This window comes from Algoriphagus sp. AGSA1 (assembly GCF_021390545.1).
Lineage (GTDB): Bacteria > Bacteroidota > Bacteroidia > Cytophagales > Cyclobacteriaceae > Algoriphagus.
Map to the genome: position 1 here is coordinate 217,467 of NZ_JAJUWR010000001.1, position 14,457 is coordinate 231,923.

Consider the following 14,457-nt stretch of genomic DNA (forward strand, 5'->3'; position numbering starts at 1 on the left):
TGTGGCTATTTCGGTCATCGGTCATCCGGATGGCTGAGCAATGAAAATATATTTACTGGCATCGTTGCGGATAATCATAAAATGAAATCTCAAATTCGGTTTTACCAGAACCGGAACGCTTTTTCATTCACACGGTTACGGAAGAAGAAGTTGTCCCAGATATCCGGTGAAAGGTATATCTCCACTCCTAGATTTACTGTCATATAGCCATCGTATCGATGGTCCAGCCCCGACCCTCTACGGATTCTTCCTCGGCTGTTCAGGATTTTTTCTATGTCAGGAAGTCCGTTATCGTCCAAGAAACCGGGGTTTCTGACCGCCAATCTCAGGCGATCAGGATTGTCTCCAGTCACATAATCATCCACTAGATCCAGATAAAATTCACTGATATTGTACGCCGAAATATCATCTAGGTAGTCTGTGAGTGTGAACCTGTAGTTACCTTCCAGAAATAGATCCATATAGACGTTGATCTTGTATTTCAGTCCCAGGCCCATGGGAAAAGTGATGATGTATCGCTCGTATGGGTTGTTTTCAAGTTGCAACGGGCGCAGATCTACCCATCGCCCATCCAGTTGGGTCTCGGGGTTGTTGGTAGATAGTCCAAGGCCGGCAAAGATGTAGGGGTTCCAGAGCGAGCGGTGGATATTTGGGAGTTTTACCGGAAAGAGATAATATTCTACCATGGCAGTGGCTTCCCAGTTCTGTGCCCTGAAATTCAAATTTCTAGGGGTACGGAAGGCTCTTGGATCAGAAGGAGGATCTGAGCCGGACATTTTAATATAAGAGAAATCCATTCTGGCGCGCAGGTGGGTGCCAAATGTATAATGGGCGGCAATATTGGCATTCCAGTCAGGCTGTATGCCTTCACTATACTTCCAAAAAGAGTACAATTCCCCAAAATATTGCGTGGCTCCGGCACTGGCAGAAAAAGACCAAGGCTCCTCGAACTTGTATCTATAGAAACTCTGGGAGTAGGCCAGGGTGCTTGAAAAAAATAAAACGATAAATATGTATTTGTTCATAGCTGGCCATACATGATTTCTCCAAATTGGGATCTTGGATGGAAATTAGACTAATTTTCCAACTTTTCAAATCCCGATTTGAGATGCAGATCGCGTTGAGGAAAAGGAATTTCTATGCCCTGTTCACCGAATTTTCTGAAGATGGCATAATATAATTGGCTTTTCAACACTTTTGGGCGGTTGATATACTCCGAGGACCATACTCGCAAAATGAAATTGATACTGTTGTCACCATAGCTATCAAAGAGAACATCAGGTGTAGGGGTGTTCAGGACTCCATCGTTTTCCTTAGCTGCTTCCAATAAGATACTTTTCACCTTTTCGGGATTTTCTTTGTAAGATACTCCTACCGGGAAGTTGAAGCGAATGTTACGGTCATTGTGAGACCAGTTGATGACTGGGCTGTCAATAAACTGGCTGTTGGGGACAATTATCGTGATGTTGTCATTGGTGACCACAGTGGTGGAGCGGGCGGAAATTCGGATTACATCTCCCGTCACATCGCCTACTTCTATTCTGTCTCCTACTTTTATGGGTTGCTCAAACAGGATGATCAGGCCGGAAATGAAATTATTAGTGATGTTTTGCAGACCAAAACCTATACCCACACCCAAGGCACCTGCCAGAATCCCGAAAGCACTAAGATCAACACCGTTAGTCTGTAGGATAGAAAACACCCCCGCTAAAATCAATACGTACTTGACTATCATTCCAATAGAGGCCCGGGTACCCGATTCTATCTGGTATCTGCTCAATACCTTTTGAACCAATAAGCGACGGATCCACTCTGTAATAATGAATAAAACAATAAAGGAAATTATCAAGGTAAAGATTAAGCCTATGGTGAGCTTAGAATCTCCCAGACTGACCAGACTGTAATTAAGGATTTCTTCGATCCACTCAATAAATCCGGTAGCTTTTTCCTTGGCTACCTCTTTGATTCCGTCCTGCATAGGTATTGATGTGCTGTTGTAAGGATATGCCATTCATAAATAGAATGGGCTATTAATCTAATACAATTCTTTTAGAACTTATAGGAGGATAGATTGTTCTTCTGGTTTGTGGATAGGATGTGCGTGAAATTTATTGATTCATTTTGGCTAATTTTGGAGCATGAGTAAGCAAAAAGAAGAGCTGGAGCATAGGCTAAAGCTCAGGAATATAAAACTCTCGGATTACGATGACATCCGGGAAATCATGGTTTCTATTTATAAAAACCAAGGAGGTGCGTGGACCAAAGAAGAACTTAAAAACCAACTGAAAGTCTTCCCTGAAGGCCAGATCGGGATTGAGGACAACGGAAAGCTTGTGGCTGCGGCCATGAGCATAGTGGTGGATTACATGAAGTTTGGTGACAATCATACCTATGATCAAATCACAGGTTTTGGGAAGTTTGATACCCACGACATAGATGGAGATACGCTTTACGGTACTGACGTTTTTGTGCATACGGAATACAGGGGAATGCGTCTAGGGAGACGTCTATACGATGCCCGTAAGGAGCTTTGTGAAAACTTAAACCTGAGGTCTATTATCGCTGGGGGAAGAATTCCCGGGTATAAAAACTATGCAGAGGAAATGACGCCACGTAAGTATATAGACCTGGTAAAAAACAAGGAAATATACGATCCGGTATTGTCTTTCCAGATCGCAAATGAATTTCACGTTCGGAAGGTGATCACCAAATACTTGCCTTCCGATACTGATTCCAGGGCGTATGCCACGCTGCTGGAATGGATCAATATTTATTATGAGAAAGATGAAAAGCTTATCGGCAATAAAAAATCCATTGTCCGTCTTGGCTTGGTGCAGTGGAAGATGAGACGCTTCTCCAATGTAGATGACCTGATGCAGCAGGTGGAGTTTTTTGTGGATACCGTGTCGGGTTACAAATCAGATTTCTGCCTGCTTCCCGAATTCTTCAACGCACCGTTGTTGGCCGAGTTCAATGACATGGAGGCTTCTGAGGCAATCCGAAACCTGGCTGACTACACTGATGAGATAGTGAGCCGCATGAGCGATCTCGCCGTGTCATACAATGTCAATGTGATCGCAGGGTCTATGCCCGAGTATGATGGAAAGAAACTTAGAAACGTAAGCTATCTATGTCGTAGAGACGGGACGCAGGACAAACAATATAAGCTTCATATCACCCCTGATGAGGCTTCTTACTGGGGGCTCCAAGGCGGAAATGGAATCAATGTCTTTGATACCGATGCCGGAAGAATCGGTATCTTGATCTGTTATGATGTGGAATTCCCTGAGTTGGGAAGAATTCTGGCTGAGCAGGAAATGGATATTTTGTTTGTTCCGTTTTGGACAGATACCAAAAATGCTTTCCTACGTGTAAATACCTGTGCGAAATCCCGTGCGATAGAAAATGAGTGCTATGTGGCTATCACAGGGTCTGTAGGCAACTTGCCAAAAGTGGAAAATATGGATATTCAATATTCCCAGGCGGCAATTTATTCTCCTTCGGATTTCTCATTTCCCCATGACGCGGTAGTGGCCATGGCATCAGAGAATGAAGAAACCATCATCGTGGCGGATGTGGACCTGGATCTTTTGACCAAGCAGCGGAAAGCAGGAAGTGTACGAAACCTCGAACAGAGAAGGCTCGATCTTTATTCTATACAATGGAAACAGAAAAAATAATAGCTGATTACTTTGCCCACTTATCAGAGGAGATTTGGGAAAGGGCAGCAAACATAAAACTCCTCATCACAGACATCGATGGAGTGATGACGGATGGGGGTATTATCTATGACGATAATAAGCTGGAATTCAAAAAATTCAACGTGAAGGATGGCTTGATCGTCTATCACCTCCGTAAAAGCGGACTGATGGTCGGGGCAATCACAGGGAGGGAATCCTATGTGGTGCAGAATCGTTGCGAGGAGCTCAAGTTTGACTTCCATTATCATGGCGTAAAAAACAAAGCAAAGAAATTTGACGAAGTATTGGAGACACTGGAGCTTCAGGCTGAAGAAGTCGCTTTTATCGGCGATGACCTGATCGATCTTCCTATTTTGGCACGGGCTGGTTTCGCAGTAGTGCCGCAAGATGCGCTGGAATATGTGAAGCCTATAGCCCATTACGTCTCACGCTTCAAAGGCGGGGAAGGCGTGTTCCGAGAGGTTGGAGATATTCTTCTGCATGCCGGCCACCAATTAGTCCCCTTGATTGAAACTTTATCCCTACAGGAAAATGACAAGAAATAACAAATCCATGCGTATCACTGAGTCAGTGATCCTAGGTGAAGAAAAACCAGTGTTGTTTGCCGGGCCGTGTGCTGTGGAAAGCTATGATATTTGTCTGGAAATAGGAACCAAAACCAAAGAATGGGCAGAGCAGCACGGTTTTTCCTATGTATTCAAAGCCTCTTTTGACAAAGCGAACAGGACATCTTCAGGATCCTTTAGAAGCATAGGAATGGACAAATCACTTGAGGTATTGCAGCGAGTGGGAAATGCACTCAATGTGCCATTGGTGACAGATATTCACGAAAGTTACCAGGCGAAAGATGTAGCGGAAGTGGTGGACGTTTTACAGATTCCAGCCTTTCTAAGCAGGCAGACAGATTTACTCTTGGCTGCAGGGCAGACGGGCAAAGCCGTTAAAATAAAACGTGGCCAATTTATGGCCCCGGAAGATATGCAGTATGCGGTAAGCAAAGTGCGGTCAACAGGAAACGAGAATGTCTGTCTTACTGAACGGGGTTTTTCACTAGGCTATCACAACCTGGTTGTGGACATGCGCGGTCTTCCGATTATGCGTCAGTTTGCACCAGTGGTGTTTGACATTACCCATTCTGTGCAGCAGCCTGGTGGCCAGGGAGGAAGCAGTGGAGGTCAGCGGGAATTTGCGCCTATTTTGGCCAGGGCAGCAGCGGCAACCGGTATTGATGGGTTCTTTATTGAGACTCATCCAGAACCGGCCAAAGCTCTCAGTGATGGGCCAAACTTGATACCCTTGCATAAAATGGGTGAATTTCTGGAGATGCTTAAAGCCGCTTGGACACTGGGCAGGAAATATCAGGATTTTGAGGTGCAATAGTTAAATTGTCCATGTATGATCAGCTAAATTTATATAACCTAGCTGTTCGGAAGCCCGAAGACGGAAGAGAGAGGTTGGGAATTAATGCTGACCAAATTCTATCATACTTTATCCTTTTACCGACAAAAAAGCGGATATGCATAATTTGAAAAATGTAAAGCTTCAAAAAATTATAATTGTATTGCTCCTGAGTTTAACTCCGGGGCTTTTTTGTTTTGCCCAGAACACAGGGTTGAAAGATAATATCCGTATCCGACTGGAGCAGGATCAGCCGGATATTCCGCTGAATGTGCAGGGAAATGAACTGTTTGCCAAGGGTGATATTCACCAGTTTTATACCAATCGTCTGTTTGAACCTGTCTGGATCCAGGCAGGGGTTTTGACTGAACTGGCTTATGAGCTCCGCTTTGAAATCATGCAAAGCAAGTTTGATGGACTCAATCCCTCCGACTATTATCTCGATCATATTAATTCCATCTTTGAGCAGTTTGAAGGTAATAAGAAGACAGGTCAAGCAAATGGACTCGATGAGTTGACAGGAATTGAACTATTGCTTAGTGATGCTTTTTTTCACCTTGCGGCACATTTGGAACTAGGCAAAGTCAATCCCGAATCCCTTAAGGGCGATTGGGAGATTACCCGTAAGACCTCTAAGGTTTCTTATCCTGAATTGTTGTCCTCAGCCTTGGCCCAGCAGCAGATCCGACAGTCTCTGGAGACTTTATACCCCAATATTACAGTTTATAAAAAAGGGAGGGAGGTCATCCGTGCGATCGATGAAATCCGGAAAAAGGATACGCTGAACTGGAAGGCGGTGAAAGTGGTAAAGTCTATTAAGGTAGGGGAGACGAATAGCAGCATACCTAATCTGCGGGAACGTTTGGTTTTTTGGAAGTATCTGGAGCCTTATGCCTATGAAGATGAAAAAGCGTATGACTCTACCATGTTTCTGGCAGTTCAGAAGTTTCAGGAGAGAAATGGATTAGAACCAGATGGAGCATTGGGTAAAAATACGGTCTATGCACTTAATCAATCCCCGACATACCTCATCGATAAGGCCTCTGTCAATATGGAAAGGCTCCGCTGGCTTCCCGACACCCTGCGGGGAGCAGAAATGATCCTGGTGAATATTGCCAACTATCAGCTAGACTATCTCAGCAACCGTGACACCCTCTTTTCTACCCGTGTGATTGTAGGCACGAAGTACCATAAATCACCGATTTTCTCTTCGGCTATGAGCTACATCGTATTCAGTCCTTACTGGAATCTGCCTACCTCTATCGTACGAAATGAAGTGATGCCTGCCGTGCGCAAAAACCCGAATTACCTTGTGCAGAAAAATATGGAAGTGGTCACTTACTCCGGTCAGGCAGTAGATCCAAGTTCCGTGAATTGGAGTGGGAAATCCATCCCATATATGGTTAGGCAGAAGCCAGGTGAACATAATTCCCTAGGTCTGGTGAAGTTTATGTTCCCCAACGAGCATAGTGTCTATATTCATGACACACCTGCCAGAAGCCTTTTTTCAAGAGAAGACCGTGCGCTTAGCCATGGCTGCATCAGGATCCAGAACCCTGCTACTTTTGCGCAGCTTCTGCTTAAAGGCAATGGAGCCTGGACACCCGAAAAGATCAATGCGGCCATGCATCAGAAGCATGAGCAGATCGTGAGGTTAGACCGAAAAATCCCCGTGGTATTGCTTTATCTGACTTTCTGGGCTGATAGCAAAGGACAAGGTCATTTTAGGCAGGATATTTACGACCGGGATGCTGAGGTGCTAAGCGCCTTGAGAGAATAAGATTGTTGGTTCTTCTACTCTCTGCAGGCAAAGAGGGGACAAGGAAATACTAAGTATTAGCAAATAGCATCTACCAATGTGGTGTAAGATCTGGGCTTACAGGAGGAATGTCTTTGGATTAAGACTCAAATTCTTGGATAATGCCAAGCTTAAAACCCCAATCCGGGTAATTGCTTTCTCGATTTCCATTCCCATCTGAATTCATTTGTTAAGTGTTGTTTTTTTTAAGTATCTGATAGTGAGGGTTGATTATCGGTTTCCAGGTGGGCTTAGCCCGAGTGGATTTATGCGTACGAACTTTGACCCATAAAAGGAACAAACATAGAAACCTTTTATGAATAAGAAGATAATTCTGTCTATAGCAGCAGTAGTAGTTTTGGCCTTAGGACTGATTTGGTTTTTCAGCCAACGAAGATCCGATCTGAAAGATGAATTACAAGCAGCATTAAGTGGTGGAAAACCAGAGATTGTGACCCAGTCAGAATATACCCAGGTCTTAAAAGAATTTTACGAGGCCAGGGATTATATGGAAGTTTGGCTCTTCAACGGTTCACTGTCCAAAGCAGGTAAAGAACTCCTAAATCAGATTGAGAATTCAAAATATGATGGCCTACAGCCAGATGAATACCATTTGGCAGAGATCCATGCCCTTTTTTCTGATCCTGATGGAAAAAGCAAAAAAATCCGAAATCTATCGTCGGAAGAAAAAGTAGGCTTAGAACTGATGTTAAGTGATGCGTTTTTGACTTTGGCCCATGACCTGGAGAATGGTAAAGTGGATCCATCCACCCTAGATCCGGATTGGAAGTTTGAGAAGAAAGAATCAGAAATTGATTATCTCTCCTTGCTTCAAGACGTAGGAAGTGGGACATCGGTAGAGAAAGTAATTGATCAACTTTATCCACAGGCCGAATTATATATCAAAGGAAGAGAAGCAATAAGAGAGCTTTATCAGATCCACCAAAATGATACACTAACCTGGGAGTTTGCACAGGTAGATGATGTTATAAAAGTGGGTGAGGAGCATGCCGCAATACCAGCTTTGCGTAAGCGATTGATTTTTTGGGATTTCTTGAGTCCATATGAAATGGAAAACCCTAATCTTTTTGACTCCACCATGTTTGCAGGCCTTCAGAAATATCAGGAAGCCAATGGCATGAATCCTGATGGGGTAATCGGATCCTTGGTAGCCGAATCATTGAATAAATCCCCCCAGGATCTCATAGACATTGCTTCTATCAATATGGAGCGTCTTCGCTGGATGCCAAAAATGGACTGGGATCAGGAAATGGTCGTCGTGAATATCGCCAATTATCAGTTGGATTATCTCACTAAAAAAGACACGGCATTTACAGCTAAGGTGATTGTAGGCAAGGAATACAGTGAATCGCCCACATTCACCGCGCCGATGAGCTATATTGTATTTAGCCCCTATTGGAATATTCCAGAGTCCATTACCAAGGATGAAATCATTCCCTCCATCAATAAAAATCCTAACTACCTGGAGCAAAAGAATATGGAAGTGGTGAGCAGTAGTGGAGAGGTAGTAAGAGCTTCGAAAGTCAACTTATCAAAAGAAGAGGGCTATAGGGTGCGCCAAAAGCCAGGGGGGGACAATTCACTGGGGTTGGTGAAGTTTATGTTTCCCAATGAATACAATATCTACATCCACGACACGCCGGCCAGAAGTCTTTTTGAAAAAGAAACCCGAGCTCTGAGCCATGGTTGTATCCGAATTCAGAACCCTGAGCAATTTGCAAAGATTCTTTTGGATAGTGAGGAATGGGATGACGATAAAATCCAGGAAGCCATGCATCAGGAAAAAGAAAAAGTGGTAGATCTGGACAGGAAAATACCTGTTGTGATACTTTATATGACCTTCTGGGCGGACAAAGACGGAAAGGCCAATTTCAGATCAGATGTGTATGATCGGGATCAGGCTCTTTTGAAAGCTTTGCGAAGCTCCAAATCAAGCTTGGATAAGGCTTGATTTGGTAAGATAAGTATCGTCATTTCCATAGATGAAAAGTAAAGAGCCGTCTTTGATCATGTCAATGGCTTTGGCAGAAAGCTCACTTGGGAGTGCCGGGCAACCTAAGCTTCTTCCAAGTCTTCCTACAGATTTGGCAAATTCTTCCCGAGCATAATCTGCCCCGTGGATTACAATAGCGCGGTTTCTTGCCTGATCGTTAAAGCCTCTTTCCAAACCGTCCAGCCGAAGTGAATACCCATGTTTTCCAGAGTAAGTTTCCGCGGTTTTGTAGAAACCTAAGCTGCTTTTGAAGGACTCCGGCTGATTCGAAAAAGCTTTTGCCATGAGATCACCGGAATTTCTACCATGCGAAACGACCGAATTTAAGAGGATTTCTCCCCTTTCCGGATCGATGATCCACATACGTTTGGCGGTGGAGGGCATGCTGAAATCAATTACGGTCAGCACTTTTGACTTGAGGTTGTCCTTCATTTTCATCCAGCCTTGAAAAGCTAAGGCAAATATTTCTTTGGAAGGTAAAGCACCTGTGGTGGTTTGTAAACCATCGTAAATTTCAGTTACCGGATCGATGACTGTATTCGTGATGGGGATATTTTTATGTATTTCTGAGTTAGGGAAGACTCCTAGGAATAGGAGGAGGGTGATCGCAATGGTTTGGTTTAGCATAAGCATCTGGGTGATTGTGCAAATTTAGGAGCATGTCCTGAGAATTCAAACGAACTTGGACTCAGTATCTTATGATTGAAGACATAATTTTAGTGAAATTTCATTGGAACCTTCTCCACGCTTTTGTGGGTTCTTGACTTGGTAGGGAATTAGGGGTGATTTTGGTACCAATTATAATTCTTTAATTTTGCGTTCCGAAAATTAGTCCACTGTGAGTCAGTGCCATCCTTGTACTGTAACAGATAGATCAGAAAATAATTCAAACAAAAACAGATAAGCGGCTGTTTCAGCATTCCATGAAAGTATCAGTATTCAGAAAAGAACATTTCAACGCAGCCCACAGACTTCACAATCCTGAATGGTCAGATGATCAGAATCAAGCAGTTTTTGGTAAGTGCAATAATCCTCATTTTCATGGTCACAATTATGAATTGGTCGTAAAACTAAGAGGGGAAATAGACCCTCGGACGGGCTATGTATATGATATGAAAGTGCTCAGCGATCTGATCAAAGAGCATGTTTTAAGAAAATTAGATCACAAAAATTTAAACCTGGATACCGATGAATTCAAAGAACTTAATCCCACCGCTGAGAACATTGCAGTGGTTATTTGGAATATTTTAAGGGAAAAAATTGATCGAAAATTCGAGTTAACGATTCGACTTTATGAAACAGAAAGAAACTTTGTTGAATACGATGGGAATTAATATCGCTCGGGCATCTGCCGAGGATATTGGGGATGAGCATGTAGGGACTTCCCTGGAAACGCCTCTCAGAGAAGATGCTTTCGAAATGGATGATGACCTGAAGGTTGAATTGATCGAGAAGCACTTCCGCGAAATCATGCATATCATGGGCTTGGATCTGACGGACGATAGTCTCAAAGGAACTCCGCATCGTGTGGCAAAGATGTATGTGAAGGAAGTGTTCAGTGGGTTGAATCCCAAGAATAAGCCAATCGCAAAGCTTTTTGAAAACAAATACAAGTACAACGAAATGCTGGTGGAGAAGAATATCACCTTCTTTTCCCACTGCGAGCATCACTTCGTGCCTATTCACGGCAAAGCCCATGTGGCCTATATTTCCAACGGATCGGTAATTGGTCTTTCCAAAATCAACCGGATCGTACAGTATTTCTCCCAACGCCCTCAGGTGCAGGAGCGGCTTACCATGCAGATCGGAAATGAGCTGGTGGAGGCTCTGGGAACGGATGATGTGGCTGTGATCATGGATGCAGATCACATGTGTGTGAGCTCTAGAGGAGTGAAGGATACAACAAGTAGCACCCTTACTTCGTTCTATTCAGGTAAGTTTGAAAAAGACGAGCAAACTCGAAATGAATTTCTGAAATACATCAGTTTGGAAAGGTAATTTTGAAACACTAAACCAACATAAGAAACCGGGCTGAAAGGCTCGGTTTTTGTTTTTTACCGCAAAGATCACAAAGAAAACGCTGAGAAACGGATCAGTCCAAAAAGTTGGGGATTCACCCGACAGCGTGCTGTGAAAATTTGTATGGATAAGCTTTTGATTTCCCCACTACCCTGTTTCATTTCCCTGGAATGAAGAACCTGTTTTTTGAGCAATGTGCTTGTGCTCCCTGTATAACCCATACGATAGCCAACTACCCTATGGCCAATACATGTCACAGGGCTGATCACAAATACCTTTACACTACTGATCGTGCCGTTGGCACTCTGAAAATCATATAAACTATATACTTTACCCAGAATTGCATTCTGGGCATTTACAGGCCTTGCCTTTGGCAAGGGAAATTATTTTGCGGGAAATGTTGATTTAAGCGTTTGTGCCAACGGCACAACAGGTAACCGCCCTGAATGCAGCAAAGCGAAATTCAGGTTTGGGAAATCCGAATGAATTCGCCAAGAGTGCCAACGGCACGATCGGTAAATGCTGAAAAATAGCATTGCTAATCCGATGGTAATTAATGTCAGACTGATAAAAAGTATTTCCCATGTGTTATCAACATAACCTCCAAACCCGTAGAAAGTATCAATTTTACGGAATAGATGAAGGATGCCAATTGCGACAATTGCTTTTCCGGCGGCATTCAATTTCTTCATTTTCGCATTTCGCAGAATACGTGCTATTTACAAACATTTTCAATTATGATTGCCAAAAATACGTCCGACAGGATGATTAGCGACATATCCCATTTATCTCTTTGATCCTACTTGATTCGAATGTCACAGCACCTGATTGTTTATCTACCAAAAAAATAAATTCGGTTATCTGGATTCTGTCACACAATCCGAAATCTCCATATGCTACAAAGGCTGATTTTAAATCATATCGGATCTTATCCGTATATTCCTCTAAATCATATTCTAAAACTTTGTTATTGGTTCCGATCAAATTATTAGTCCAGAGGTGTTCGATAAATTCTTTCGTAGCTTCCTTATGCCAGGTTGAACAGTTTCACTGCATTTTGATCAGCATTCCTACTCCATTACCAAGGTTATGGGAAATCAACGCAAATAGGATACTGCCGCTTTTGATAGTAATCCAGCCCAAGATCAACCCATAACACGAAGCCCAGAGAAAAGGGATGAGATGAAATACTAGCTCAAAATTTTCTGTAATAAAAAGGCCATGTGCCATTCCAAATAATAGAGAGGTTGTCCATATAGCTGGGTTGAGAAAAATATTCTTGCTTTTCAACACCTTAAGTAAAAGTCCTAGCATTATGCCCCGGTAGGCAATTTCCTCGTCTATTCCCGGCATGGAAAATTGAAATAGCAGTGTTTCTAGATCAAATTTCTTGACGGGGGATAAATAGGCATAGACGCAATGGATCAGCAAAAGGAGAACTATAATTCCAACTCCAGTGTAAATGAATTTCTTTTCCTGCTTAAAAGTCAAAAAGTAATCCGACAATGGGAATTTCCTGTATATCGACAGGAAAATTAAAGAACCTAAAACGGCGTATAGTTTACCTGGCCAGTTCCAATTCCCATTACTGATTTTTGTTTCAGGATATGCAAATGGAAGGTTTAATAAGATTGCATTGAGCAGATAAAAAACGACAAATGATCCTAGAATCTTTAGCGTTTCTGGGTTCCTGTTTTTCATAAAGATTATGATGATCGGAGATACTATTACAAATTGAAGGAAATTTTCTGCTATAACTCTAATCATCGCTCTTGTAATAGTTTCGTCATATTTTGGGTCCAAGGAATTATGCTAGAGCCAAATTAACGTTTCTTCCAAGATGATTTCGTATGAGGAAAATATTTTCGAATTTCAAGGCGAATTCTTTGCCGACAATTTTAAAGTAACTCAACTGATGAATATGAATTGGAAAGTGCTTAAAAGCGAAAAAGACTATAATAAAGCTTCACGAAGGTTGATGGAGATTTTCCATGCTGAGCCAAATACTCCGGAAAATGATGAGCTTGAACTTCTATTGGTGTTGGTTAAAGATTATGACGATAAACATTATCAGCTTCCAGAGCTTGATCCATTAGAAGTGATAAAGTACAAAATGAAAGAAATGGGAATTAAGGCAAAAGATCTTGAACCAATGATTGGTAGCAAAGGCCATGTTTCAGCAATATTGTCTGGCAAGCGTGAAATCACACTTAAAATGGCTCAAAAGCTCAAAAATTTCTTCAGCATTCCCTCGGAGGTATTCCTGCATAGTTCCTGATCTTGGACAGATGATAAATCAGAAAATCTATCGTTCAATTTTGAATTCCTGATCATCACACCTATCTTATTAGGAAAAAAAATTGCATGAAGAATTTTTTATTGATTTCAATTATTCTAGTCATCATTTCCTGCGGGGAAAAGACTGATGAAACTAAGGTAATGGCTTATATTCCTGAATTGGTGATTACAGATAGTCTAGTGATTGATAACTTGACCGAACTTGCACTAATAGATGTCAAAGAGGATCACTCTGAATATCTTTTTTATGACTTTAAGACCGATGAGTTCTTCAGAGTAAATAAGCTTGGAGAAATCATCCTCAAAGCAAACCGAAGTGAAGATGGTAAGGATAGTTTCAAAGCAAGGTATTTCACCACCGCGCACTACTTACAGGATGATCGCATATTGGTACTTACCCGTACGCTTACCTCTATCTATGATCTTGATTTTAATTTAATAGACTCAAAACAAAATGATTTTGAACTTGTTTCCCGAACTGTAGGAGGGAGCAGGGCAGCTCTAACTTTTGGGGATTATTTATATACTTTCTCAATGGATATTTCCGAGGATGCACAAGCGATCTATGAGTCAGATGAATTTAGTATTGCCTACCCTTTTATGCAGGTACGTGACATCAATACCTTAGAGACCTTACATCAGGAATATCTTCCCAAAGAATCACAAATGGCTATCAATCCGGGTCTATACAATAATCTGGATCCAATTGTCAAAATCATGCAAGAAGAAATGTTCGTTGTTTTTCCCAATTCTCCTGAAATGTATGTGTATGGGTTCCCGGAATTGAAACTAAAAACATTTTGGAAGTTGAATCCCGGAGAAGATTACAAACAAATAAAGCCTAGTAACCCAGATATTGGATTGGATGGCTTCTTCCAATCCTTAGCAGCTTCCGAATACAAAGGATTTGCTTTTTCCAATGGATATTTACTCACCTTTTTTGAACGTGGAGCTCCCCAAGATGAAATTGATGCGTTGCCAAACAGAACTGTGGGCAGTACAGAGTTTAACGAGTTAGTGAAAAAGTATAAGTCAAACTATAATTACCAGATCTTCAAAGGTCAGGACAAAATTTGGCAAGGAGATTTGGATGTGAATCTCTGGTCAGTGAGAGATGTGCTCTATTCCAACACAAAGCCCGGAGAAGATCCATATGCTGTGGAAAAGGATGTGCAGACCATCTACTTTTATGAGTTAAAATAGCTTTTGCTTCAAAACAATCTTTGCTT

The 14,457-nt window shown here is 42.1% G+C and carries 15 protein-coding genes; 9 read left to right on the plus strand and 6 right to left on the minus strand.

All coding sequences use genetic code 11. The features are described 5' to 3' along the window. Window positions 1-101: 101 nt before the first annotated feature. Together LZF95_RS00800 and LZF95_RS00805 are read right to left on the minus strand one after the other, a co-directional pair. Complete coding sequence (locus LZF95_RS00800) at window positions 102-1,025, minus strand: DUF6089 family protein (RefSeq protein ID WP_233753082.1); 924 nt, start codon at window positions 1,023-1,025, stop codon at window positions 102-104. Between the two features lie 50 nt (window positions 1,026-1,075). After that, window positions 1,076-1,978 (minus strand): mechanosensitive ion channel family protein, encoded by a 903-nt coding sequence (locus LZF95_RS00805; protein WP_233753153.1) that lies wholly within the window; start codon window positions 1,976-1,978, stop codon window positions 1,076-1,078. 160 nt (window positions 1,979-2,138) lie between these two features. Here LZF95_RS00805 and LZF95_RS00810 point away from each other — a divergent pair, with 160 nt between their 5' ends. From LZF95_RS00810 to LZF95_RS00830, 5 genes are all read left to right on the plus strand, one after another. Next, entirely contained in the window at window positions 2,139-3,680 is a 1,542-nt protein-coding gene (locus LZF95_RS00810; protein ID WP_233753083.1) for a bifunctional GNAT family N-acetyltransferase/carbon-nitrogen hydrolase family protein, read from the plus strand. Continuing rightward, window positions 3,662-4,246, plus strand: coding sequence for an HAD family hydrolase (locus tag LZF95_RS00815; RefSeq protein ID WP_233753084.1), 585 nt, complete (start codon window positions 3,662-3,664; stop codon window positions 4,244-4,246). Before LZF95_RS00810 ends, LZF95_RS00815 begins: the two co-directional genes overlap by 19 nt. Beyond that, window positions 4,233-5,081, plus strand: a complete 849-nt coding sequence (kdsA, locus tag LZF95_RS00820) for a 3-deoxy-8-phosphooctulonate synthase (protein WP_233753085.1) — start codon at window positions 4,233-4,235, stop codon at window positions 5,079-5,081. The genes LZF95_RS00815 and kdsA overlap by 14 nt, the downstream gene beginning before the upstream one ends. Window positions 5,082-5,217: 136 nt before the next feature. Continuing rightward, window positions 5,218-6,879, plus strand: coding sequence for a murein L,D-transpeptidase (locus tag LZF95_RS00825; protein ID WP_233753086.1), 1,662 nt, complete (start codon window positions 5,218-5,220; stop codon window positions 6,877-6,879). A gap of 334 nt (window positions 6,880-7,213) precedes the next feature. Next, entirely contained in the window at window positions 7,214-8,869 is a 1,656-nt protein-coding gene (locus LZF95_RS00830) for a murein L,D-transpeptidase (protein WP_233753087.1), read from the plus strand. Here LZF95_RS00830 and LZF95_RS00835 read toward each other — a convergent pair. Then, complete coding sequence (locus tag LZF95_RS00835) at window positions 8,849-9,538, minus strand: murein L,D-transpeptidase catalytic domain family protein (RefSeq protein WP_233753088.1); 690 nt, start codon at window positions 9,536-9,538, stop codon at window positions 8,849-8,851. The two genes, LZF95_RS00830 and LZF95_RS00835, sit on opposite strands and share 21 nt — an antisense overlap. A 296-nt stretch (window positions 9,539-9,834) precedes the next feature. Between LZF95_RS00835 and LZF95_RS00840 the strand changes: the two genes are divergently transcribed. Continuing rightward, entirely contained in the window at window positions 9,835-10,245 is a 411-nt protein-coding gene (locus tag LZF95_RS00840) for a 6-carboxytetrahydropterin synthase (protein ID WP_233753089.1), read from the plus strand. Further along, on the plus strand, window positions 10,205-10,909 hold the full coding sequence (folE, locus tag LZF95_RS00845; protein ID WP_233753090.1) for a GTP cyclohydrolase I FolE: 705 nt from the start codon (window positions 10,205-10,207) through the stop codon (window positions 10,907-10,909). The genes LZF95_RS00840 and folE overlap by 41 nt, the downstream gene beginning before the upstream one ends. A 68-nt stretch (window positions 10,910-10,977) precedes the next feature. On the opposite strand, the gene LZF95_RS00850 is transcribed toward folE, so the two are convergent. From LZF95_RS00850 to LZF95_RS00860, 3 genes are all read right to left on the minus strand, one after another. Next, window positions 10,978-11,307, minus strand: coding sequence for a hypothetical protein (locus tag LZF95_RS00850; RefSeq protein WP_233753091.1), 330 nt, complete (start codon window positions 11,305-11,307; stop codon window positions 10,978-10,980). Window positions 11,308-11,313: 6 nt separating this feature from the next. Beyond that, window positions 11,314-11,622, minus strand: a complete 309-nt coding sequence (locus LZF95_RS00855) for a hypothetical protein (protein WP_233753092.1) — start codon at window positions 11,620-11,622, stop codon at window positions 11,314-11,316. Window positions 11,623-11,977: 355 nt separating this feature from the next. Continuing rightward, entirely contained in the window at window positions 11,978-12,631 is a 654-nt protein-coding gene (locus tag LZF95_RS00860; protein WP_233753093.1) for a CPBP family intramembrane glutamic endopeptidase, read from the minus strand. Between the two features lie 220 nt (window positions 12,632-12,851). Here LZF95_RS00860 and LZF95_RS00865 point away from each other — a divergent pair, with 220 nt between their 5' ends. Both LZF95_RS00865 and LZF95_RS00870 read left to right on the plus strand, forming a co-directional pair. Continuing rightward, window positions 12,852-13,208: a type II toxin-antitoxin system HigA family antitoxin gene (locus LZF95_RS00865; RefSeq protein ID WP_233753094.1), complete on the plus strand. Its 357-nt coding sequence runs from the start codon at window positions 12,852-12,854 to the stop codon at window positions 13,206-13,208. Between the two features lie 86 nt (window positions 13,209-13,294). Next, window positions 13,295-14,431: a hypothetical protein gene (locus LZF95_RS00870; RefSeq protein WP_233753095.1), complete on the plus strand. Its 1,137-nt coding sequence runs from the start codon at window positions 13,295-13,297 to the stop codon at window positions 14,429-14,431. Window positions 14,432-14,457 lie beyond the last annotated feature (26 nt).

Coding starts and splice junctions, on each gene's coding strand:
- LZF95_RS00800 (WP_233753082.1), bottom strand. CDS start 1,025: ATGAACAAATACATATTTATCGTTTTATTTTTTTCAAGCACCCTGGCC.
- LZF95_RS00805 (WP_233753153.1), bottom strand. CDS start 1,978: ATGCAGGACGGAATCAAAGAGGTAGCCAAGGAAAAAGCTACCGGATTT.
- LZF95_RS00810 (WP_233753083.1), top strand. CDS start 2,139: ATGAGTAAGCAAAAAGAAGAGCTGGAGCATAGGCTAAAGCTCAGGAAT.
- LZF95_RS00815 (WP_233753084.1), top strand. CDS start 3,662: ATGGAAACAGAAAAAATAATAGCTGATTACTTTGCCCACTTATCAGAG.
- kdsA (WP_233753085.1), top strand. CDS start 4,233: ATGACAAGAAATAACAAATCCATGCGTATCACTGAGTCAGTGATCCTA.
- LZF95_RS00825 (WP_233753086.1), top strand. CDS start 5,218: ATGCATAATTTGAAAAATGTAAAGCTTCAAAAAATTATAATTGTATTG.
- LZF95_RS00830 (WP_233753087.1), top strand. CDS start 7,214: ATGAATAAGAAGATAATTCTGTCTATAGCAGCAGTAGTAGTTTTGGCC.
- LZF95_RS00835 (WP_233753088.1), bottom strand. CDS start 9,538: ATGCTAAACCAAACCATTGCGATCACCCTCCTCCTATTCCTAGGAGTC.
- LZF95_RS00840 (WP_233753089.1), top strand. CDS start 9,835: ATGAAAGTATCAGTATTCAGAAAAGAACATTTCAACGCAGCCCACAGA.
- folE (WP_233753090.1), top strand. CDS start 10,205: ATGAAACAGAAAGAAACTTTGTTGAATACGATGGGAATTAATATCGCT.
- LZF95_RS00855 (WP_233753092.1), bottom strand. CDS start 11,622: ATGAAGAAATTGAATGCCGCCGGAAAAGCAATTGTCGCAATTGGCATC.
- LZF95_RS00860 (WP_233753093.1), bottom strand. CDS start 12,631: ATGAAAAACAGGAACCCAGAAACGCTAAAGATTCTAGGATCATTTGTC.
- LZF95_RS00865 (WP_233753094.1), top strand. CDS start 12,852: ATGAATTGGAAAGTGCTTAAAAGCGAAAAAGACTATAATAAAGCTTCA.
- LZF95_RS00870 (WP_233753095.1), top strand. CDS start 13,295: ATGAAGAATTTTTTATTGATTTCAATTATTCTAGTCATCATTTCCTGC.